Annotated in this window: 8 protein-coding genes; all 8 read right to left on the reverse strand. The window is 71.3% G+C overall.

Features of this window, described 5'->3' with window-relative positions; translation table 11 throughout:
• Positions 1-1794, reverse strand: coding sequence for an acyl-CoA dehydrogenase family protein (locus OG741_RS12350; RefSeq protein WP_405596969.1), 1794 nt, complete (start codon positions 1792-1794; stop codon positions 1-3).
• Between the two features lie 9 nt (positions 1795-1803).
• A complete protein-coding gene (locus OG741_RS12355; RefSeq protein ID WP_405596972.1) occupies positions 1804-3510 on the reverse strand; it encodes an acyl-CoA dehydrogenase family protein in 1707 nt (568 codons plus the stop codon).
• Positions 3507-5132 (reverse strand): PfaD family polyunsaturated fatty acid/polyketide biosynthesis protein, encoded by a 1626-nt coding sequence (locus tag OG741_RS12360; RefSeq protein ID WP_405596975.1) that lies wholly within the window; start codon positions 5130-5132, stop codon positions 3507-3509. Before OG741_RS12360 ends, OG741_RS12355 begins: the two co-directional genes overlap by 4 nt.
• A gap of 41 nt (positions 5133-5173) precedes the next feature.
• Entirely contained in the window at positions 5174-12550 is a 7377-nt protein-coding gene (locus tag OG741_RS12365) for a beta-ketoacyl synthase N-terminal-like domain-containing protein (RefSeq protein WP_405596977.1), read from the reverse strand.
• Positions 12551-12655: 105 nt separating this feature from the next.
• Positions 12656-19534, reverse strand: coding sequence for an SDR family NAD(P)-dependent oxidoreductase (locus OG741_RS12370; RefSeq protein ID WP_405596980.1), 6879 nt, complete (start codon positions 19532-19534; stop codon positions 12656-12658).
• A 377-nt stretch (positions 19535-19911) separates the two neighbouring features.
• A complete protein-coding gene (locus OG741_RS12375; RefSeq protein ID WP_266476925.1) occupies positions 19912-20178 on the reverse strand; it encodes an acyl carrier protein in 267 nt (88 codons plus the stop codon).
• A gap of 320 nt (positions 20179-20498) precedes the next feature.
• A complete protein-coding gene (locus tag OG741_RS12380) occupies positions 20499-22454 on the reverse strand; it encodes a BTAD domain-containing putative transcriptional regulator (RefSeq protein ID WP_405596983.1) in 1956 nt (651 codons plus the stop codon).
• Between the two features lie 248 nt (positions 22455-22702).
• Positions 22703-24250, reverse strand: a complete 1548-nt coding sequence (locus tag OG741_RS12385) for an MFS transporter (RefSeq protein ID WP_405596986.1) — start codon at positions 24248-24250, stop codon at positions 22703-22705.
• Positions 24251-24431 lie beyond the last annotated feature (181 nt).

Raw genomic sequence — 24431 nt, forward strand, 5'->3', positions numbered from 1 at the left:
TCAGAGGCGGGTGGCTGCGGCGTCGACGGTGCGCTCGGCGAGCGGGAACTGCCAGTGCGAGAAGAGCAGGTTCTCGCGGTGCAGATGGCGCAGTACGCGCATCACCTCGTCGATGACCGCCTGGTCGGTGACGGATTCGTACGGGTAGAGGTGCTTGCGCAGCCGTTCCATCTGGAGCAGCAGCAGAGCGCCGCTGGGCAGCGGGTCCTCCAGCGCGTCGTGCGAGTGGACGAAGGTGAGCACGCAGGCCGCCGTGGCGTGGAGCAGGCAGTACTCCTTGGACAGCTCGAAGAGTTCCGTCGACTGCGCGTAGTCCCGGCCCAGTTCGGCCTTGAGCGCCGCGGACCGCTCGCTCATCGAGGCGACCCGGCCGAGCAGTTCGCCCGCCACGTCGGCCGCCTTCAGCAGCCAGTCGCGCTCGGTGCCCTTGGCATCCTCGGCCAGGACGCGCAGTCGGCCTACCGCGTCGGGGCCGGCGAGCACCGCGTCGTCGAGCCCGCGGCTGAACATCTCCTGCTTCACCGGCTCGTACGGCGGCAGCTCGCTGTCCATGCCGAAGAGGGTGGCGGCGCGTTCGGCCGAGGCCTGAAGAACCTCCGGGGCGGCGGCGCCCGCGGTGGTCAGCAGACCGCCCAGCTGCTGGCCGATGTTGCGCAGGTTCACCACGGTGTTGCCGTCGGCGAAGTTGGCGACCATGAGGTCCCGCAGCATCTTCTGGTGCATGCCGTAGTGCGGGTGGTCCCGCAGGAAGAAGCGCGCCCCGAGGACCACGTTCAGCTGCGACATGGTCTTCTCGAGCAGCGTCGGCACCAGGTACTTGACCACCGACGACCACACGCTGATCTGCTCCGGCGCCGCCTGCAGCGCGCGGACCGCGCCCAGGCTCACGGCGTCGGCCAGCATCAGGTCGGCGAAGGACTCGGTCAACTGGCGGCGGCTGTAGGGGACATCGCTGACCGCTGCGCCCATCAGGACCCGGACCTCGGTGAAGTCGAGGACGAGCCGAAGCGCCGTGTCGGTGGCCGACATCGCGAAGCTGCTGATCACGGCGCGCGCCAGCTGGCCGGACTTGAGCGCGAGCTCCAGGCCCTGGCCCTCGGCCCCGATCCGCGCGGACTCGGGGACGAACGCGCCCTTGAAGCGCAGCCCGCTGAGGTCGAGGGCCCGCAGTCCGTGCAGCTTCTCGACCGGCAGTTCCTCGACGGTGTCGGCGTCGAGGAGCCACTTGTCCACCATGAGGATGGAGTGGGCGGCCGGGCCGCCGCGCTTGCCCGTGCGGGCGTGGACGGCCACCTTGTCGCAGACGGTGGCGTTGCCGATCAGCCACTTCTCGCCGGTCAGCCGGTAGCCGCCGTCGACCTTCTCGGCGACCACCTCGTTGGCGAGCAGATCGCTGCCGTGCTCGCGTTCGGTCAGTCCCCAGGACAGTCCGCGGCCGCGCTGCATCTCCTCGATCAGGGAGCGCTTCTGCTCGTCCGTTCCGCCCATCCACGCGGGCAGGAAGCCGAGGACGTTGATGACCAGGGCGGTGGCGGTCGTCACGTCACGGCGGGCGACGAGCCGCATCAGGTTGAAGCCGGTCTCGATGTCGTCGGCCCGGGCGCCGTGCGCGGCGGGCAGGGTGTGGTCGAGCACGCCCCAGCGGCGGAGCTGGTTGACGAAGGCGTGCGGGTACTCCTGGTTCTCGTCGTGGTCCAGCACCCGGGTGAAGGGAATCCGGCTGCCCGGGTCGTGCGGGTCACCGAGGTGCTCTTCCAACTGCGCGGCCAGCGCGGTCAGGTCGGCCTTGGACATGAAGAACTCCTATCGGGTGGTGGCCAGTCGGACGGGCAGGGCGGAGAACAGCCGGCCGGTCTCCCGCAGCGCCACGACGGCGTCGAGCGCGGGCGTCAGTACGTCCCCGTGGTGACGGGGGTCGACGCCGTCGGCCCGGGCGAGCAGATAGCCGAGCGTCGCGCCCAGCCAGCCGGCGGAGCCGGGCGGCGTGCCGTACAGCGACCGGTCCCGGTTGGCCCACCACAGGTGGACGCAGGAGGCAGCGGCGTGCAGCCAGGCGTACCGCTCGGCGGCGTCCACCAGTGCGTTCGGGTCGGCGCCGCGCTCCCGTGCGGTCCGGGTCAGATCGCCGAGCCCGGCCACGGCCCCGGCCAGCTGCCCGAGCAGTTCGACGACGGGGGCCGCGCTCTCGTCGTCGCCCAGGGCTCCGGCCACGTCCGTGGCGGCGTCGGGGAGTCCGGCGAGCACGGGGTCGACGCCGCGGGCGAACATGTCGAGCCTGGCCGGTTCGTAGGCGGGCAGATCGGCGTCGAGCCCGTAGACGGCGGCGACGGCCGCCGGGTCCGGCTCCGCCGCGCCCTCCGTCAGCGTGGGCAACTGGCCCGCGAAGGAACGGAGGTTGGCCAGGGTGCTCGCGTCGATCACCCGGACGACCGCCGAGTCCCGCTGGAGCTTCTGGAACAGGCCCGCCCCCCGCTCGCCCTCACGCAGGACCGAGCGGGTGGCGAGCACTGTGCCGCAGCGGCGGATGAGCTCGTCGGTAGCCTCCGCCACTACGTGTTTGGCGGCCAGTGCCCAGACGCTGAACGCCTCGGGCACCACATGGACGCCGCGTGCCGCGGTCAGCGCCACCGTGTCGGCGGCCAGCAACGCCGCGGCGGCGACGGCCAGTTCACGCCGGGGGTGCGGCGATTCGGTGAGGACGGCGCGGCCGATCCTGCGGGTCGTGGCGAAGTCCAGCGCGAGCCGCAGCGCGGTGTCCGCGATGCCCAGGCTGCCCGCCATGCTCATCAGCCGCACGGCCTGCTGGGCCTTGACGGCCGCTTCGAGCCCCTCGCCCTCCTTGCCGACCAGCGCCTTCTCGGGCACCTTCAGGCCGTTGAAACGCAGCCTGGCCATGTCGATGCCGCGCATACCGCCCGTACGGACCGCGGGAGTGCGCTCCAGCTGTCCCTCGGGGATGTCCGCCAGATCGAGCAGGACCGCCGAGAAGGCGCCGGGGCCGCGCTCGCCGGTGCGGGCGATCACGTACACCGCCTCGCAGCTCATGCCGAGGCCGACCATCCACTTCTCGCCGGTCAGCTCGCCTTCCGGGCTCAGCCGGACCTCGTTGGTGAGCAGATCGCTGCCGTGCTCCGCCTCGGTGAGCGCGAAGGCCACCGCCCCGCCGCCGGTCAGGATCCCCGCGGCCCGGCGCTGCTGCTCCGGTGTGCCGTGCAGCTGCAGACAGGTCGCGGCGATGATGCTGAACATCGTGCCGGGCATGATGTTGACGTCCCGGCGGGCCGCCGAGCGTACGAGGGTGAGGCTGCGGTCGAAGGACTCCAGCTCGCCGCCCCACGACTTGGGCAGGTAGTTGAGGTGGAACCCGGCCCGGCGCAGCTCGTCGCAGAGCGCGGTGGGGAACTCGTCGCGCTCGTCACGCTCGACGGCGGCGGCGAAGCCGTACGGATTGGTGTTGTCGCCGGGGTCGCCGAGCAGCGCCTCCAGCTCGTCCGGCGTGAGCAGGGTCATCGCATACCCGCCGGCGAGCCGTGGGCCGGGGTCTCCAGCGGCACCGGACGGTAGTCGCCCGCCGTGGAGGGGATGTGCACACCGGTGCTGCGCAGCTGCGCGAGCCGGGTGTGGAAGGCGGCGCCGAGCATCAGATGGTGGGCCACGTCGGCGACCCGCCGGTTGCCCGGGGTCTTCAGATAGCTGCCGGTCACCCAGTCGTTGAAGCTGCCCATCGCCGGGCCGCACCAGATCTGGTAGTCCATGGCGCGGTCCTTGTCGCCGACGACCGCCCAGCGCGAGGACATGCCCAGGTACCAGCGGAAGATCAGCGCCATCTTGCGCTTGGGGTTGCCCGCGGCGCGGGTGAGCTGCTCCGGGTCGCGGCGCTGGAAGTAGCCGACGCATTCCTGCCAGACGTCCTCCAGCGGCCGCCGGAAGACCTGCTGCTCCAGCTTGGCCCGGTCGGGCGCGGGGATCGCGTCGATGCCTTCGTATGCCTGGTAGATCTGGTAGAGCCGACGGGCCCGCATCGGGAAGAGGGTGCCCTTCTTGAGGACCTGGAGGTCCACCCCCATCTCGAACATGTCGGCGGCCGGGGCCATGTCGACATCGGCGATGCCCGCCTCGGCGAGCATCGCCTTGGACTCGGTGGACGCCCCGGACTCCAGGCAGGACTGGTTGACGGAGCCGGTGACGACGTAGGCGGCGCCCATCGCGAAGGTCGCGGCCACCGCGACCGGTGTGCCGAGGCCGCCGCCTGCTCCGACCGTGATCGGCACGGCGTAGCGGTGCTCGCGCTGGACGGTGTCGCGCAGCCGCAGGATCGTCGGCAGCAGCGCGGGCAGCGGACGCCGGTCGGTGTGGCCGCCCGAGTCCGCCTCGACGGTGATGTCGTCGGCCAGCGGCACATGGTGGGCAAGTGCCGCCTGGTCGTGGGTGATCAGGCCCTGCTCGAGCAGGGAGCTGACCAGGGTGGCCGGTGCCGGACGCATGAAGCGCTCGGCGGTCTCGGAGCGGGAGATCTTGGCGATCAGCCGGTTCTCGGCGACCACCCGGCCGTCCTGGTCCGTGCGCAGTCCGGCCAGCCGGTAGCGCACGACATGCGGGGTGAGGTCCATGAAGGCGGACGCCTCCACGCACCGCACGCCGTGCCGCAGGAACAGCTCCACCGCCTCCCGCTCCAGACGGTCCTCGCTGGGGCTGTGGATCAGATTGACGGCGTAGGGAAGTCCCGGGATCTCGGCGGCGAACCGGCCGAGCGCCTTCTCGATCGTCTCGGGCAGCAGCCCGGCCGCGCCGTAGGAGGCGAGGAAGCCCTCACGGGCCAGGGCGATCACCATGTCGGCCGAGGCGATCCCGCCGGCCATGGCGCCCGCCATGTACGGCTGGCGCACCCGGTGGGCGGCGAGGAAGGCGGCCGAACCCAGCCGCTGCGGGGGCAGCGGCTGAGCGGCGGCGAGCAGCGGCAGGCCGTCACCGCCGCCGGTCACCGAGCCGCCGGAGACGGCACCGATCCCGTCCGGGGTGACGACGATGAAGCAGGGGTGGTCCAGGTCGGCCAGCGCGTTGTAGATCCCGGCCGGGTCGGTGCTGGGGTACCGCTCTCCGGTCCACCGGAGAGGGGTGTCGCGAATATCCATGGGGAAACGAAGCTCCTTGGGCTGTGCGCGGGTGCGGACCGTCAGGCGGTGGCGGAACGGACCTCGATGGCCACGTCGGTGAGTTCGTAGATGCGCAGCCCCGGCTTCGACAGATCCGCGTCGGCGATCACCAGCAGGCGGTCCGCCTCGCGCCGGACCTCCTTGATGTGCACGTCGAACTGCAACTCCTTGTCGTGGCGCAGGATCTGGCCGCGGTACTTCCAGGCCATCTCCACATCGGTGGCCATCGCGAAGTGCGGCCGCTCCATGCCGTCGGCGAGGTTCTGCTCGATCACGAACAGGCGCATCGCCTGGAGGATCGCCTCGACCCCGAGCGAACCGGGCATCACCGGGTCGCGGTGGAAGTGGCAGTCGAAGTACCACTCGTCGGGCCGGATCTCGCGGAACCCGTGCATATAGCCCTTGCCGTGGTTGCCGCCGTCCTCGACGAGGTCGACCCGGTCCACGAGCGCGAAGTGCCCACCGGGAAGGTGCAGATGGCCGCCGGCCGGGTCGGTGAACGCCGGCGCGTTCTCCGGGAGTTCGATCCGGCGGACCCTGGCGGTGTCGACGTTCGCCGTCTCGATCCAGGGAGCGACCCACTTGCCGTTGTCCAGGCCGACCTGGTTGGCCAGCGCCGCCTCGCTGAAGTAGCCGAACAGCGACTCGCCGACGTAGAACACCTCGCCGTCGGCGGAGAGTTCGTAGGAGAAGTTCTGCAGCACCGCGCCCGAGACCGCGCTGGTCATCAGCAGCTTGGAGTGGTGGCGGATGGTCTTGCCGCGCAGGTCAATGTCCTTGACCAGCGTCGCCCTGCCGTCGAGGTTGCGGATGGCGTACTGCTCCTCGGGGCGTTCGAGGGTCGCGCCGAGGTAGTAGCCGAGGAAGATCGCCGCCTGGAGCGAGGACTCCATGTAGATCGCGTTCGGCATGTGCGGGTGGGAGTTCTGCTCGTAGTACCAGGCGTCCGCCGGGGAGTCGTACTCGGTGACCATCTCCGAGCCGGGGGTGCGCAGGTCGCCGCGCGTGCCCTTGAGGGACATGACCCGGTCGACGAACTGGAAGTCCCCGTTGGGGATGTACGGCGCGCGGCTGTTGCGGTAGACCTCGAACTCCGGTCCCATCGCGACGTCGAGCAGGCCCTTGGCGGCGTGCGCCAGATGCATCTCGTTGATCATGGCGGGCTCGCCGTTCCTGTTGCGGCGGCCGAGGAACTGCGGCACACCGCCCGCCTCGGGACGGTAGGGCGTGCCCTCCTTCTCGCGGACCTGGAGGCCGAGGCCCTTCATCTTGATGACCGGCTTGTCGCCCAGGTAGATCAGCACGTCGGCGATCACCGTGGCGCGCGGCAGGAGCGTGAGCTCCATGACCTCGACCTCGTAGCGGATCTCCTCGTGCTGCTGGGTGATCTGGCCGCGGACCTGGACCTCGATCGGGACGTCGGTCACGCACTGGAAGGCCGCGTCCGGCAGCGTCAGATGCATGCCCTGGTGCATGAGGTAGATCTGGAGGAGCTGTACGGCGCCCTCGGCGACCAGCGAGCCGGCCAGCACGTGGTCGTCCGGGAAGTGGCAGGTGAAGTACCAGGCGTCGGGCGTCAGCTTCTTGATCGCGCTGAGTGTGCCGAGGCCGCGCGGACCGGCCTTGCGGTCGATGGTGACCTCGTCGACCATCCGCAGCTTGGCGTCGGGCAGCCGGATCGCCGGGTTGATGCCCGGGTCCTGGGCGTGGTCAGGGCCGAAGACCTCACCGATGCGGCCCTGGGCGAGCAGCTCCAGGTCGCCGGAGGTCAGGTGGTTCTTCTCGGTGTACGCGAGGGGCTTGAACCAGCCCTTGGGGAGCGCGGCGCGGGCGGCCTTCTCCTTCTCGGTCATGACGACGCCGAGCGGGGTGTCGAGCTCCGCCTGGCTGAAGAACCCGGCGCAGGCGTCGTGGAGTTCGAGGATCAGCTCACCGTCGGCGTAGCACTTGTAGCTGAAGAAGAAGAGCGTGGTGTCGCCCTGGTGGACGAAGCGGTCGATGGAGATGTCGTAGCGCAGGGTCTGGCCGACCCGGGGCAGATTGCCGCGGAAGATCAGCGTGCTGTCGAGCAGCCGGTAGACGCGCTCGCCCTTGTTGCGGAAGTCGATGCCGAGGTAGCTGACGAGCAGCAGGTCGCACTGGCCGGCCTCGACGGTCACGGCCGGCGGCACGCCGCCGTCCACGGCGTACCAGGCGTCCTCGGGGACGTCGTACTCGGTGGTGATGGTGGCGGGCTTGAACTCGCCTGTCGTACCGCTGAGTTCGGTGACGCGGGTGACGAAGTGGTACGGGGGTGCGGGCAGCCGGACGCGCTTGGCGTAGCCGTCGATGACGCCGAACTCCGGGCCGAAGACCTTGGCGACGGAGCCGACGGCGAACTCCAGCAGATCCGCCTCGTCCCAGATCACGCCCTCCTTGATGACGCCCTCCTTGACCTCACGGTCTGCGGGCGGGGGCGGCGGCGTGGCGGGGCCGGAAGCGGCGGGCGTCGCGGCGCGGGCGGGAGCCGCAGGGGGCAGGGCCGGGCGTACGGCCTGGTCGGACACGGCCGCCGTCAGGGCCGGCTGCTGTGCGAGGTCCGCGGTGCGCGGGGCGGGTGCGGGTGCCGGGGCGGTGGCTCCGTCGAGGAGCGCCTCCATCCGGCTGAGCGTGGCGCCTTGGAGGATGCGCTGGGTCTCCATCACCACCGAGTGGGTGGCGACCATCTGCTGGCGGATCTCCCGGACCAGATCGGCGGCGGGGTCCCCGGAGGCGGCGGATGCGGTGGCGGGTGCAGGGGCGGGCTTGGCGGTCTTGGCGGGAGCAGCCGGTGCCGCGACCGGTACGGCGACCGGTGCCGCGGGCACCGGTCCTGAGGCAGCGGGCTCGGGCGCCCCGGGCGCGGCCGGCGCCCACGGCAGGAAGGAGATCGGGGTGCCGTCGAAGGCGATGACCTCCGCGTCAGCGAGAGTCGGGTCGGCAGGCATGACGGAGTCCTCCGGCGGTACGGACGGGACGGGCGCGGGCGGTACGGGCACAGGGGTAGGGGCTGGCGTGGGGGCAGGGGCGGGCTTGGCGGGTGCCGCCGCGGCGGCCAGGGGCTGCGGTGCCCGGACCGGCTCGGGCGCCGGGCGGGTCGCCGCGATCCCCCGGGCGACGCGCGCCGGTACGGGGTCACCGCCGCCTACCTTGAACCGGAAGGCGCGGGCGGACCTGGCCGGGACCTGGTCCGCCTCGGTACCCAGCAGCGGCCTCAGATCGAGTTCCAGGCCGTGGCTGACCAGGCGGGCCACCAGTTGCGCGACGGACTTCGTGGCCGGCGCCCCGCGCCGGTCCACCGGCAGCGCGACATGGGCCGCGTCGCCGAGCGTGTCGTGGATCCAGCGCGAGCAGGTCGCGCTGGGGCCGACCTCCAGGAAGTAGCGGAATCCGCGGTCGTGCGCGCCCTGTACGAGGCGCGGGAAGTCGATCGGGGAGCGCAGGGTGTGGGCGATGCGCCGGGCGATCTCCTTGCGGGCCAGGCCGGGCAGCGCCTCGTAGTCGTAGGCGCTGAACAGCTCCAGATCGCCGAACGAGCCGGTGGGGTAGTCGTTCAGACCGGCCAGGCCGCCGACTTCGGCGTCGACGACCGGGCAGTGCATGACCGCGTTGACGGGTGAGCGCGCGGCGGGGCAGCCCAGTTCCTTGACCAGGGCCTTGCACTGGGCCGGGTCTCCGGCGATCACCAGCTCGTTGGGGGTGTTGATGTGCGTGAGGTGGACCCGGTCGTAGCGGGTCAGCGCCTCCCGCACGGTGTCCGCGTCGGTGAGCAGCACATGGCTGGCCCACACCTCCGCGTCCTTGACGGACTCGGGCAGGTCCCAGTGCTCGCGCACCGTACGCTTCGGCCCGCACAGCCGGTCCTTGAAGATCGGCGTATCGCTGATCAGCTCGTCGCGGCGGCTCTCGGGGAGCCAGCCCCGGGTGGCGAAGAGCATGCTCGACTCGCCGAGGCTGTAGCCGAATCCGCCGTGCGCCCGGACGCCGAGCACCTCCCGGACCAGGTCCGTGTAGAGGATCGCGAAGCTGGTTCCGGTGGCGAGCATGAACGGGATGTCCTCGCCCAGTTCGGCTTCCAGGCCCATCAGTTCGCGCCGCCCCGGGGTGACCTGGGTGCGCGGGTAGAGGGCGCGGGAACGAAGGTGCAGCGCGGGCTCGTCCGCCTGGCTCTCGAACCGGTCGAGCAGTCCCGGGAAGGCCCGGAAGAAGTCCTGGCCGAGTCCCGGGTAGGAGTTGAACGCGCCCGGGTAGACCAGGGCGACCTTGCCGTCGGAGCCGATGGGCCGGGCGGTGAAGAAGCTCCCGGCCGGGGTGGCCCATTCGCCGCCCTCGGCGTGCACGCCGGGCAGATCCCGTGCGGCGAGCTCCAGTTGGGCCCGCAGCTCGGCGCGGCCACGGCCGACGAAGACCGCGCGCAGCTTCCTGCCCGCGAGTTCCTTGGCCGCCTCGCGGGCCAGCGCGTACGGGTCGGCGACTTCGAGCAGTTCCAGATGCTGCTCGATCGAGGCGTGCAGGGCCTCGAAGGAGTCGGCGGCCAGGGGCAGTACGACGGGGCCGCCCGCGCGCTGCCAGTCGCTCGGCGTGACCGCGCCACGGGTGGCCTCGGCGGAGAGCACGAGGTGGCCGTGGGCTCCGGAGGCGCCGATGAAGCTGAGGGCCGCGTACCGGCGGGCGCCCTTGGTCTCGCGCAGCCACGGGCGCGACGCGTCCGGGACGTACAGCGCGGAGGCAGCGAAGTCGTCGGCCAGCTCACCGGTGGGGCGGCTCCAGCCGCTGGTGCCGGGCAGATAGCCGTGGTGCAGGCAGAGCACGGACCGGATGAGTCCGGCCATGGTCGCGGCACAACCGGCCTCGCCGATCTGCGCCTTGGCGCTGCCGAGGGCCACACTGCCGCCGGCAGCCGGGTAGACCCGGGCCAGTCCGGCGATCTCGGCCCGGTCCTGGATGTCGGTGCCGCCGGCGTGGGCCTCCAGATAGCCGATGTCGGCGGCCGTGACGCCCGCGGCGGTCAGCGCCGCCTCGGCCGCGGAGGCGAGGGTCGCCGCGTCGGCCTCGGGCACAGCGCCGGCCACCGGTGCGGCATGCCGGATGGCGACCGAGTCCAGGCGCGCGTACACCGTCGACTCGGACTCGCCGGGGCGGGTGACGACGATCGCGCCCGCGCCCTCGCCGATACGGCGGCCACGGCTGCCCTCGCCGAAGGTCAGCCCGGCCTCGGCGACCACATCGGGCCGCAGCAGCAGGTTCTCCGCCGAGCCCGCCAGGTCGACCGCTCCGACGAGGACCGCCTCGATGCTGGGGTCGAGCAGCAGCAGCCGTGCGACCTCCAGGGCCTCGGCGGTGCCCGAACCGTCGGAGGAGACGGTGAAGGACGGTCCGGTCAGGTTCCACAGCGAGGAGATACGGCTCGCCATCACGTTGCCGATGAAGCTGAGGACCTCGTTGGCGACGATCGGGTCGACCACCGCGTCGCGGCCGACCGCCGTCACGGCGGCCAGCTGCTCCTCGTCGATCGCGACTCCGGCCCGCTCGAACTCCTCGCGTACGAAGGCCCCGAGCGTGCGGCGGGTGAGCCGCAGATGCGTCATGGGCTCGATCTCCATGGCCACCACGACCGCGACCCGGCGTGGTGCGGGAGCGGTCTGGCCCTGAGCGACGGCGCGGCTGAAGCCGGCGTCGTGCAGGGCCTCGTCGGCCACCTTGGAGGCGAGCGCGTGCTGGAGGTTGTACGTCCGCAGGTCCGACGGCGGGATCTTGAGGTCTACGGGGTCGATGCCGAGCCCGTCCACGAAGGCGCCGTGCGGGAGCGCGTCGGGCGAGACGCCGGTGCCGTGCTCCAGGGAGCCGCCGCGGGTCTGGTCGAGTCCGCGCCAGCGGCGCTCGGGCAGCGGGCCCAGTGCGTCGCTGCCCTCGTGGACGGCACGCTCGAAGGCGTCGAGGGAGTCGAAGGAGCCGAAGTGCGCGCCCAGGCCCACCACATCGAGGGCGGGCACGGTGGCCGCGGCCGCTTCGGTGACGGTCTCGGCGACCGGCTCGGAGAGCACCACATGCGCGTTGGTGCCGCCGAAGCCGAAGGCGGAGACCGCTCCCCGGCGCGGGTCCTCACCGCGCGGCCACTCCCGGCCCGTGCGGACCAGCGTGTCCTCGCCGACGCGTCCGTCCTTGGAGGCGACCGGCCGCTCCACGCCGATGGTCGGCGGGATGTGGCCGTTGCCCATGGCCAGGATGACCTTGAGCATGCTGCTGAGCCCGGCCACGGTGAGGAGGTGGCCGATGTTGCCCTTGACCGAGCCGATCAGCGGGACCTTGCCCGCGTCGCCGAAGAACGCGGCCACCGAATCTGCCTCGGTCGAGTCGCCGATGGGCGTACCGGTGGCGTGGCACTCCAGGTAGTCGATGGTGGTCGGGTCGATGCCCGCCTGCGCGTACGCCAGTTCGTACGACTGGAGTTGGCCGCCGCCCTGCGGGACCAGCAGATGGCGTCCGCTGCCGTCGTTCGTCAGGCCGATGCCGTCGACGACGGCGTGGATCCGGTCGCCGTCGCGCAGCGCGTCGGCCAGCCGCTTGACGGCGACCATGCCCGCGCCCTGGCCGGTGAGGATGCCGCCGGACCTGTCGTCGAAGGGCTGGCTGAAGCCGTCGCGGGGGTAGGCCTGGAGGTCCGAGAACGACAGGTGGATCAGCGTCGGGTCCGGCGCGCAGACACCGCCGGCCAGCACCAGGTCGGCCTGGCCCGCGGCGAGATGGTCGCAGGCCAGCTTGAGCGCGTACAGCGCGGACGAGCAGGCGGCGTCGAGCGCGTAGCGGGGGCCGCCGAGCCCGAGGGCGGTGGCGGCGAGGGACGACGGGGAGCCGCTGACCCGCAGGTCCTCGGGCTTGAGTGCGTCGCGGTCGATACGGCGGTTCTGCTCGGCGAGCGCGCCGAGCGCCGGGTGTCCGGCCACGCGCAGCCCCTCCAGCACCGCCTCCTGGACCAGCGGCACGCTGACCTCGGCGGACGTGGGCGTGGGGAAGGAGTAGTTGCCCAGGATCAGTCCGGTACGGGCCAGGATCTCGGGGCGGTCCGCGTGGCCGCTGTCGCGCAGCGCCTCCCTGGCGACATGCAGGGACCAGTGGAAGATGCGGTCGAGTCCCGCGAGATGGCCGGGGTCGAGGAGATAGCCGGACGGGTCGAAGTCGAAGTCTGTGATGAAGCCGCCCCGGCTGCAGTAGATGCCGTGCTGGGGGTCGGTGTCCCGGGCGTCGAGGGCGGGGCCGAAGACCTCTTCGCCCCCTTCCTTGCGGCTGTCCGCCCCGGTACGGAGGTTCTGCCAGAACTCGGCAGGTGTCTCCGCTCCTGGAAACAGGCAGGAGAGGCCAACGATGGCGTACTTGCTCATGAGAGCTCTGGGGTCCCTTCTGAGGGGCGGCCGGCCCGGACGGCTGGGGCACGGTGAGCACCGTCCGGGCCGACCCGATCGCTTGCGTCAGCTACGAGGCGTCAATCAGCTGCTGATGAACTTGGCCGCCAACTGCGGGGCCGAGACCACGGATACGCCGTCGAAGCGGGTGAGCACCCGTCCGTCGGGGGCGCAGGCGGTGATGGTGAGCGAGGCGCCGATGCTGCTGCCCGACGGTGCGGGCTCCACCACGATCAGGAACGGCTCACCGTCCGGCAGCGGGTGGTGCAGATCGGCCCGGCCCACGGAGAGGGGCAGCCCCGCGGTGCCGCGGAACAGCCTCACCCACACAAGGCCCGCCTGGAGCAACAGGTCCGCCGTACCCGGCGCGAAGCGGGAGCCGCCGAAGGCGCCTCCGGCGGGCCGGAGTTCGGGCAGTTCGCACTCGAGGACCAGCCGGGACTCGTCCTCGGCCAGCACCCGGCGCACACCGCGCAGGGCAGGTCCGTGGAAGAGCGTTCCGTCGCTGTAGAAGCCGGCGGCGTCCCGGCCGGAGCCGAGCGCCGGCAGTCCGGCGACGGTGGCATCGGCGAGCGTGGTCCCCGGGGCGACGGTGGCCGCGTAGCGCGGTCGTGCGACTCCCTCGGCGTCGGTCGCGCGGATGGCCACCTTGACGGTGTCCCCGGCCGGGGTCATCGCCAGGCTGACCTGCTCGGGCTGCGTACCGTCGAAGACGATGCCCTTGTGGACCGAGAAGTCGCTGACCCGGCGCACCTCGGTGGCACCGGCCCGCTCGACCGCGCCGATCGCCCAGCCGAGCGCGACGGCCGCCGGAAGCACCGGCGAATCGCCGATGACGTGGTCGGTGAGGATCGGGTCGCCCGCCAGCTCGCCGAGGTTTCGCTCGACGGTGACGGTGGCCGTGGGCACGGTCCGCTCCGGCTCCGAGAGGGGCGTCGTCGGGCCGAGTACGGTCACCACGTCCCCGGCGTGCTCGGGGGCGAACTGCTCGGTGAACATCTGGGCTCCGGTGTCCGCCGGGATCAGCGTGATGCCGCGCTCCTGGAAGACCGCCTTGACCTCCGGGGAGACCATCCCGCTGTCCCAGGCACCCCAGTTGAGCGAGGTGACACGGGCGGCCGGGTGGCGCTGCTTCCAGGAGGACGCCCAGGCGTTGAGGACCTCGTTGGCCATGGCGTAGTCCGACTGGCCGCGGTTGCCGAAGAATCCGGCGACCGAGGAGAAGAGCACCACGTGGCGCAGTGCGTCGGCGGGCAGCGCGGCGGTCACGGCGCGCAGCCCGGCCAGCTTGGGAGCGAAGACCCGCTCGATCTCGGAGGCCTTCTTGTTGGCGATCAGCTGGTCGGCCAGAACACCCGCACCGTGCACCAGGCCGCTGATGCGCTCCTTGTGCGGAGCGAGGGCGGCGGCAACGGCAGCCGGGTCTGTGATGTCCACCGCCAGGTACTCGACCTGGCTTCCGGCGGCCCGTACGTCCTCGATGGTCTTACGGATCTCACGGGCACCGACGACGGCCCGGTAGAGCTGCTCGACCCGCTTGGGGGTGGGCTTCTCGCCCGCCGCCTTCAACTGGCCCGCTGCCGCGGCCTTGAGAGCGGCGGCCTCGACGCCGTACGCCCACTGCGGCTCCTCGTCCAGCGGGGTGCGGCCGAGCAGCAGCAGCCCCGGCTTGTACTGCTTCGCCAGCTCGATCACACAGTCCGCGGTGATGCCGCGTCCGCCGCCGGTGACCACCAGTACGTCGTCGGAGGTGAGCGGTGCGACATCGGCGCCCGTGTCGGTCAGCGGCCGCTCGGCGAGGGTGAGGCCGACCCGGCGCGTACCGTCGTGGCCGACCTGCACCGTGTCGGTGACGGCGTCGTGGACCTCGTTCAGGACGAGGTCGCCGCCGGCCTCGGGGGTGAGGGCGGGGGCGAGGTCCAGAGCCCGGGTGAACAGCTGGGGCGCTTCCACCGCCAGGGTCTTGACCAGGCCCGCCACACCGCCGGCGGGGGCGAGCTCCTCGTCGACTCCGCCGAGGCCGAAGGCCCCGTCGAGGCGCGTGACGGTGACGAAGGCGGCCCGGCCCGCCGTGGCCGCGGTGCTCAGCGGCTCGACCGCGTGCTTGGCGACGAGCAGCGTGTGCGCGAGGCGGCGTACCGATTCGGTCCAGTCACCGCCGTGCGCGGCGGAGAGGTCGATGACCAGGCTGATCCGGTCGGCGAGGATCTCCTCCATCCGGTCGGCGAGTTCGGTCACTCCCCAGCCGGTCAGGGAGTGGTCCTTGACTCCGCTGACGCGCTGGGCCACACCCGGCAGCCGCAGTACGTGCACGTGGCGGCCCGACTCGATGAGACGGTTCACGAGGACCGGCGCGAGGTCCGCACCGTCGTCCACGACCAGCGCGCCCGAGCCCTCCGGGTAGGCGCCGATCAGCAGGTCGGGGGTGGGGAGGGTGACGAGCGCGGCCTGGGCCCGGCCGATACCGGCGCGGGAGTTGTCGGCGGCGGGCTCGGCGGCGGTCGCGTCGGCGGCCAGGGTCGCGGAGGTCCGGGCGGCGACTGACGCGTCAGTGCCGCCCGCCATGAAATCCACGATGTGGCGGAGCGTACGCAGTTCACCGAGCTGCTCGGGACCGGCGGCCACCAACTCGCCGAACCGCTCCTGCATCACGCCCATGATCTCGACGCGCTTGATCGAGTCGATACCGAGGTCCGCCTCGATGTCCATGTCCAGCTCGAGCATGTCCGCCGGGTAACCGGTCTTCTGACCGACGACCTCGAGGAGCGCGGCTTCCAGACCGGCGGCGTCCGGGCCGGCCTGCGCGGCGGCCGGAGCTGCGGTCTGAGCGGGGGCGGCGGGCTGCGGGGCAGCGGGGGCGGCAGCGGCACCGGCGGCCTCGGCCATGAAGTCGACTATGTGGCGCAGGGTACGCAGTTCACCCAGCTGCTCCGGTCCGGCGGAGACTGTCTCGCCCAGGCGCTCCTGCATCACGCCCATGATCTCGACCCGCTTGATCGAGTCGATACCGAGGTCCGCCTCGATGTCCATGTCCAGCTCAAGCATGTCCGCCGGGTAACCGGTCTTCTCACCGACCACCTCGAGCAGGACAGCCTCGACATCCACCGCGGGCTTCGCGGCAACCGCCGCGGCCGGAGCGGGAGCGGGAGCGGCGGCAGCAGAGCCCGCGGCCTCGGCCATGAAGTCGACTATGTGGCGCAGGGTACGGAGTTCACCGAGCTGCTCCGGTCCGGCGGAGACCGTCTCGCCCAGTCGCTCCTGCAACACGCCCATGATCTCGACCCGCTTGATCGAGTCGATACCGAGGTCCGCCTCGATGTCCATGTCCAGCTCAAGCATGTCCGCCGGGTAACCGGTCTTCTCACCGACCACCTCGAGCAGCGCGGCCTCGACGTCCACCGCGGGCTGTGCGACCACGACCGCCGCCGGAGCGGGAGCCGGGGTGGCGGCCGGGACCGGAGCGACGACGGCGGGCGCGGCGGCGGGCAGAGCCTGCGGCGCGGCGGGAGCCGGGGCCGCCGTCAGCGCGGCCGGGACCTGGGCGGGAGTCACGGCCTGGGGTGCCGTGGCGAGGGCGGCCGGTGCGATCTGCTGCGGGGCAGCCGCGCGAGTCGGGGCCGGGGCGTTGCCCAGCTCCAGGCCGGCCAGGTCGCGCAGGATCTCGTTCGCCCGCAGGTGGCTTCGGCCGATGTCCAGGCCGTGCTCCTTGACGGCGTTGACCCCGGCCAGCACCTGGCCGAGCTGCCCCTGGTCGGCGGCGCGCTCCAGCAGACCGGTGAGGCGTTCGGCGCTCTGCAGCTGGCCGTTGAGGTACTCGTCGTGCAGGGAAAGATGGTCGGCCACAAGATCGGCCAGGCGGTCACTGTCCACGTGGGCTGTCTCCATGACGGTGGGAGCGGGGGCGGGGGCGGGCGCCGCCTGAACCGGAGCGGGTGCGGGTGCCGGTGCGGTGGCCAGGGCGGTGGCCGTGGCGACACCGGTCGCGGCGGAGGCGGTGGCCGGTGCCGGCGTCCCGGGGCTTCGCACCGGACCCCGGTCCGGGGCCGCCGGAAGGGCCTGACGTGCCGCCGGTGCCGGCACCGGAGCGGGCGCGGACGGCGCCGGAGCGGCCGGAGTGGCCGGGACCGCGATGCGGTAGCCGTTGTCGATCGCGTCGCGGTAGGCCGCCTTGCGCTGGGGCGAGACGTAGTTGATGCCGTTCAGGAGGATCGACATCCCCTTGGTCGGCGCGTTCTCCACCGGCGCCGCCACGTAGCGGTCGGCGGTGGCCAGCGGCAGTCCGAGGACGGCGAGCTGGGCGACGGCCTGCTTGAGCGCGACGTCCGCGTCGCGTCCGGGACCGGCGTCGAGGTTGACGACCGTGTGCTCGCGGTCGCCGAGGATGCGGCGTACCAGCTGGGTGAGCACACTCTTGGGGCCGAACTCGACGAAGACCCGGAACCCGGCCGCGTACATCTCCTCGACGCGGGCGGCGAAGTCGACCGGGTTGATGAGCTGCTCGGCCAGGACCTTGCGGTTGGCGGCGATGTCGTCGCAGTAGACCGCGCCCTTGGTGTTGGCGAAGACGGTGCCGTTAGGCCGGCGGACCTCGAAGCGCTCCACGTCGCCGCGGAAGGCGTCGACCGCGTGGCCGACGAACGGGGTGTGGAAGGCGGCCGAGACCGGCAGTCGGCTGGCGCGGAGGCCCGCCGCCTTGGCTGCCGCGACCAGGCGCTCCACTTCCTCGGTGCCGCCGCCGATCACGATCTGGTCGGCCGCGTTGCGGTTGCAGACGACCAGACCCGCACGGTCGGCGAGGAGTTCGGCCACGCGCTCCTCGGGGGCGGAGACCGCTGCCATCGCACCGGCGTCGAAGCCGGTCTCCGGCGGCGGGGCCATCGCCTTGCCGCGGGCTCGTGCCAGCGCGAAGAAGGCGTCGTCGTCGAGTGCGCCCGCGGCCCACAGGGCGGTCAGTTCCCCGAAGCTGTGGCCGAGGAACCCCTCGGCGGCGAAGCCGAGTTCGGAAAGGTAGCGGAACTGTCCGGCCGACAGCGCGCCGATGGCGGGCTGGGCGTAGGCGGTCGCCTGGAGCGCGGTTTCCTGCGCCGTGCGTACGCCGTCGCCGAACAGCGGCGGCGGGAAGGCGATGCGGGACAGCGGCTCGGAGCCCTCGAAGTGCAGGTTGGCCCGGTCGAAGGCGGCGCGCAGCGGCGGCAGCGCCATGACGGCGCTCTGGCCGAGGTTGACGTACTGGCTGCCCTGACCGGCGAAGAGGGCCGCGACCTTGCCGGCCGGTGCAGCGGTCTTGCGGAAGTGGACGCCCTTGGGGTGGGACCAGGCGTCCGCCTCGGGCCGGGAGCGCAGTTCGCCGAGAGCCAGCTCGCGCAGCGTCTTCAGCTCGTCCTCGGTGCGGGCGACCAGCGCGACGCGGGCGTGGCTCTCGGGGGCCGGTCCTCCGGTCGCGGGCGTACCAGCGGCAAGCGCCTCGATGAGGGCGGCGGTGTCCGGGGCGTGCCACAGGTGCACGGCCGCGACCGGGTAGCTGACGCGCAGGTCTTCGCCGTCGCCGTGCTCCTCGAGCACCATGTGGAAGTTGGTGCCGCCGAAGCCGAACGAGGAGATCGCGGCGCGGCGCTTGGGGCGCTCGGGGTCGCGGATCCAGGGCCGGGCCTCGGTGTTGACGTAGAACGGTCCGGAGTCGAAGTCGATGGCGGGGTTGGGCTCGTCCACGTTGATGGTGGGCGGCAGCACCTTGTGGTGCAGCGCGAGCGCCAGCTTGATCAGGCCGGCCGCGCCTGCGGCCGCCTTGGTGTGGCCGATCTGCGACTTCACACTGCCGACGGCCGCGTACTGACGGCTTTCGTTGCCGTCGGAGACGACGGCGGACAGGGCGCTCAGCTCGGTGGCGTCGCCGACGGCGGTGCCGGTGCCGTGCGCCTCGAAGAGCTCGATGCTCGCGGGCGAGCAGTCGGCGTCCTCGTACGCGCGGCGCAGCGCGACCATCTGCCCTTCCTTGCGGGGGGCGTAGATGGACTTGAACCGGCCGTCGCTGGAGGTGCCCATGCCGCGCAGTACCGCGTAGATCTGGTTGCCGTCGCGCTCGGCGTCGGCGAGGCGGCGCAGCGCGAGCATGCCGATGCCCTCGCCGATCAGCGTGCCGTCGGCGTCCTTGTCGAACGGGCGGATGCGCCCGGACTTGGACAGCGCGGGCGTCTTGCTGAAGCACAGGTACATGAAGATGGTGTTCTCGGCGTCGCAGCCGCCCACCAGCATCGTGTCGGAGCGGCCTTCGAGCAGTTCGCTGGCGGCGGTGCGGACGGCGCCGAGCGAGCTGGCGCAGGCGGCGTCGATCGTCATGTTGATGCCGCCGAGGTCGAGTCGGTTGGCGACCCGTCCGGCGACCACGTTGCCGAGCATGCCAGGGAAGGAGTTCTCCTCCCACGGCGCGTACGCGAGGCGGAACTTGGCGACGATCTCCTCGGCATCTTTGGCGGACAGTCCGCAGCTGCGGACGACCTCCTTGAGCACTCCGCTCTGGAGCCGTGCGGTCAGCGGCTGGGTCAGCTGGTTGGCGCCGGTGATGCCGAGGACGACGCCGGTGCGCGAGGCGTCGTACCAGGGCTGGTCGGCTCCGGCGTCCTTGAGCAGATCGCGCGCGACGACCAGGCTCAGCAGCTGCAGTACGTCCGTGACCTCCAGCGTGTTCGGCGGAAGGCCGAACTCCAGGGGGTTGAACGGCACGTCGGGGATGAACCCGCCGCGCGTGGAGTACGTCTTGTCCGGCACCGTGGGGTCGGGGTCGTAGTGCTCGTCGACGTCCCAGTGGTCCGCGGGCACATCGTCGATGCAGTCGGCGGCCGAGACGACGTTCGCCCAGAATTCCTGCAGGTTGCTGGACTTGGGGTAGAGCGCGGAGAGGCCGACGATGGCGATGGGGTCCCGGGCGAGCCGACGGTCGAGGTCGGATTCCTGCGATGAGTTCACGGCAAGTCTCTCTGGATCTGGGCGAACAGGGACTTCGGTCTCGGCGCCTGTGGCACGGGGGCCGGCGGCCCGAGGCGGGCGGCGCGCGCCCTCGGGGGCGGCGGACCAGGTCGGCGACGGTTGCTGCAGCGGGCGGGTCCGCATCGTGGAGGGGTCGCCTGGTGCGGTGTGCGCGACCGGTCCGTTCGGACCGTTCGGCGCGGCCGGGTGTCTCGTCCCACGGGATGGCGGACGGGGCTGAGGTTCGCCTCCCGTGGGACGAGGCTCTGGGGCCGTGCCGGCGAGCGGCTGTACGGACGTGGTCGCCGGGGTACGGACGGGGCCGGCCGCGCTGTCGAGCGGCGCCGGCCAGTGCCACCGGCCCGGCGCCGCAGGCGCTACGCCGCGGCGGAACGCGCCGCGCACTCCTCGGCGATGTGCGCCGCGAGAGCCTCGATGGTCGGGTGGTACCACAGCGCCGTCGTACCGAGCTCGAAGCCGAGCCAGCTCTCCATCTCACCGGCGATGATGAGCGCCTGGGTGCTGTCCAGGTCGAGCTCGTCGAAGTACTGGTCGGCCGGGACCTCCGTCGGCTCCACACCCAGGCGCTGTGCGATCTCGTCGATCAGCCATTTCTGGGCTTCTTCGGCCGTAACGTTCGCCATTTCCCATCCTCTCCCACGGCTTATTGCACGCCTTCGGGGACTTTCGCATTCCCCGTAAGGGCGCCTCGCACATGGAGGCGCAAACAATCATCAGCAATGACCGAAAACCCGGCCATTATTCGGGACTTGCCCGCGAGCTTTGACCATAGGTCTGAGCCCCTGTCCGAGCAACCGAACTCCGCACCAGCAAAGGCCGATTTACCTCATGGCAATCATTCGTTCGGCCTGTGCTGGGCGGAATTCCCGTGCTGAGCTGCGGTGATTGAGTGGAGGAAGACGGGAGAAGATGTCCTGTCAGCCTCGCGCAAGGCTGTCAGCGGTCATGTCAGCCGGTGCCACCGGCCGTTGCCTGCATTGCGAGTCCTGGTCGAAGTCACCGACTGCTTGGACCGCAGCGCATAGGAGTGGTCGGCGGCCCTTCGCGCGAGTTCGGTGACAAGTGCGTGGATCGACAGGTGCGGTGTCGCCGCGAGCCTGGCGACGGCCATGCGCAGCTCCAGCGGATACTGCCCGCAGACCGCGGCCAGTTCGGCCGTGGCGTCGGGCTCCGCCTGCGTACGCTCGGGACCGAGATGCGTCTCGATCAGGGCGTACGACTCCGCCGCGGACAGGACGTCCAGGGCGATGGACTGGGCGCCCTCGCGGGTCACCAGATCCATCAGCGGCGATCTGCTGGTGACGACCACCAGATTTCCCGGAGTGCCCGGCAGCAGTGCGCGGACCTGCGCCGCGTCCGCCGCGTCGTCGAGCAGCACCAGGAAGTGGCGCCCGGCGAGGAGGCTGCGGAACAGGGCGGACGCCTCTTCCCGGGTGTCCGGGATCCAGGTGTCCGGCACTCCGAGGGACCGCAGGAAGCGGTTGAGCACCGTGCGGGGGTCGACCGGCCGCCCCGTGGATTCGGCGCTGCCTTGCAGATCGGCGTAGAGCTGCCCGTCGGTGAATTCCTCGTGACGGTGATGGGCCCACCGCACGGCCAGTGCCGTCTTTCCGATCTCGGGCGGTCCGTGAATGGCGGCGATGCCCACGGAGGGGTGCCCCTTGCGCTGGTGTGCCAAGAGACCGTCCAGAATCCCCAGTTGCTCCTGCCGGCCGATGAAAGGCGTGATGACCGGCGGAAGTTGCGCCGGTGGAGCAAGGCTTCTGGGGCGGGCCGCCTCTGCCACGAAGGGCGACGGGGTGGGCGCGGGCCAGGAGTCGCGGGCCGTGCCGTACGCATGGGTCGTCCCCGAGCCGGGCGGCCCGGCGGCCGCCTGATCGGTGCGCCCGTCGGGGCCGTCGTCCATCAGGATGGCGTTGCGCGCCTGCCAGATCTCTTCGCTCGGCTCGACGCCCAGTTCCTTCTTCAGCCGCATCCGCAGATCGGCGAAGAGGCGCAGCGCTGCCGCCCGCCGCCCGGAGCCGGCGAGCGCGAGCATGATCCGCGCCTGGAGTGCCTCGTGCAGGGGCTCCTCGTACGACGCGACCCTGAGATGTTCGACCGCAAAGGCGGAACGGTTCAGCCTGATTGCCAGATCCGCGAAATCGATCGCCACATCGATATGCCGCTGCGCCACCCTGACGACGGCGGGGTGCTGCCACAACTGCGACAGATCCTGCAGGAGCCGCCCCTGCCAGCCGCGCAGAGCCTGGCCGAACAATTCGAGCGCGGCCATCGGATCGGCCGCCGCCGTCTGCTTGGCCTGTGCGCTGCGTTCCTCGAACTGACGGAGGTCCAGCTCAACGCCTCTACTGTTGAAGACGTATCCGCCGCGCACCGTACTGATACGGCGGGCTCCTCTTCCGTGCCTGCCCTGCCCCGGCTCGATGAGGCGGCGCAGTCGCGCCACATAGGTATGCACCAATTTCTGGTAAGCGGGCGGCGCTTCACCGCTCCAGAGCACATCCGCTATTTCTTCGTGGCTCACGGTCTGGTCCGGCTGTACGGCGAGCAGCCCGAGCAGTGCCCGCTGCTTCAGCGGCATGGCCACGGGCAGCCCCGTGCACAGAACCGTCAGCGGCCCCAGCAGGCGTATCTCATAGCGGAATCCGGGCTGGTCGGGCTGCAGATCGGTGTCGGGCTCACTCCCCGGCCCCGCCGCCTCGTAGTCGTACCCGACCACCTCGGCCATCCGCGCCAAGGTCTCGTGGCGCGGATTCTTCACCTGGCCACGTTCAATATGACGGACGGTTCTGACGCTGATTTCGGCCCTTCGCGCCACTTCGTCCTGCGTTAATCCTGCCTTGATGCGTGCGGCCCGCAGACCGTCCCCCCTGGCAATCCTCAACCATCCCCCCACCCTTCAAGCGCATTTGGCGACGCCAGTTCGATAAGGACTGACATACGTCTCGCCACCGGTCACTCTATTGTGAAGATTCTGCGGAAGTGAAGACTCCGACTTTGTCATTGCCAACAGTCCTACGAAACACGGTCCCAGGGTGTTGACACCAAGTGACCATGGACTGTGGTCTTGTGGGAATCCAGTCGAACCCTCAACCACATTCCTGGGCCCGCCGGCCGAGCGGCCGACGGACCCACGCACCACTCTCAGGCGGTCCGGAGCGGACTTTCCGCCGCCGGCGACTGCCCGTCGTACTCGGGAATATCGGTGTCCGGCTGTTCGGCGGACCGGCGCACCAGCGCGAGCACCAGCACCCCGGCGAGCGCGGCCGCGACACCGCTGATCAGGAACACTTGATCAAGACCTGCCGCCCAGGCGTCCTCGATCGCGGTGGTCGCCGCGGCCCGAGACTGCTCCGGGAGAGAGGCGACCACGCCGGCGGCCTGACCGCTGCTGACCTGCTCGGCCACCTCGTTCGCGCCGGCGAACGCCTTGCTGTCGTCGAGGTTCCGGCCGACCACACCCGTCAGGATGGCGCCGACGATCGGAATGCCGACCGCGAAGCCGAGCTGACGGAACGTGTTCGCCGCACCGCCCGCCATGCCCGCCCTGCTCGCCGGCGCAGCGGCCAGCGCGGCCGACGCGAGAGTCGGCGAGGCGATACCGACACCGATACCGGTGACGATCATGCCGGGGAGCAGGGCCGTCCAGCCCGAGTCGCCGGTGACGAGCATCTCCAGGAGGGTGCCCGCGCCGATCAGCAGAAGACCGATACCGATCGGCCACTGCGGAGCGACGCTCGCCAGGAACCGGCCCGCAAGTCCGGCGGCCAGGAAGGACATTCCGCTCAGCGGCGTAAGGATCAGACCCGCCTTGACCGGGCTGAGGTCGAGCACCGACTGCGCCCACACCGAGACGAACACCAGGTTGGCGAAGGCCGCGGCACTGAACACCACGGCACCGGCCATCAGCCCGCCGAAGGACGGGGTACGCAGCAGGGCCAGGTCGAGCATCGGATCCCGCTTGCCGCGCTCGACCAGAACGAAGGTCACCAGCGCGAGCGCCGCACCGCCGAACAGGGCGAGCGTGGTGTTCGCGCCCCAGCCGTCGTCGCCCGCGCGGATCAGCGCGAAGATCAGCAGCGTGGCCATCAGGGTGAAGCCGATCGTGCCGGGCAGGTCGACCCGGCGGTCGGTGCGGGTGGCAGAACCCTCCAGGTACTTACGGCCGACGATCAGCGCGAGCGCCGCGACGGGCAGGTTGACCAGGAAGATCCACCGCCAGTTCAGATGCTCGGTGAGGAGTCCGCCCAGGATCGGTCCGGCCGCCGCGGCGGCGCCGTTGACCGCGCCCCACAGGCCGAAGGCGATTCCGCGGTCGCGACCGCGGTAGTTGCTGGCCAGCAGGGCGGTGTTGGTGGCGAACATCGCGGCGGCGCCGAGGCCCTGCACACCGCGCGCCGCGATCAGCTGACCGCTGTTGTCCGCGAGGCCGCAGGCCAGCGAGGCGAGGGCGAAGACGGCGAGGCCGACGAGATAGACCCGCCGGGCGCCCTTGAGGTCGGACAGCGAGCCGATCGCCATCAGCAGGGCGGCCAGGACCAGCACATAGACGTCGACCACCCACTGCAGATCGGAGAACGACGCGTCGAGCGAGTCGGTCATCTGCGGAAGGGCGACGCTGACGATGGTCACGTCGATCAACAGCATGAAGGTGCCAAGGCAGACCGCCAGCAGCGGCATCCATTTGCGCATGACGCGGAGCCTCTCAGATTGCGTGACGAAAAAGGACAAATACATCCGGCCGGTCGGCCGGGTCGCCCGGCGGCCGGGTTGTGCACTGCTGCGTAACAACCGGTGCCGCAGGACGCGGCGCCGGTGACGGGCGGTCTGTGCGGGCACCTCTTAGACAGTGACTAATAGGTTAGGCTGACTC

It is taken from the genome of Streptomyces sp. NBC_01410, assembly GCF_045040195.1.
Lineage (GTDB): Bacteria > Actinomycetota > Actinomycetes > Streptomycetales > Streptomycetaceae > Streptomyces.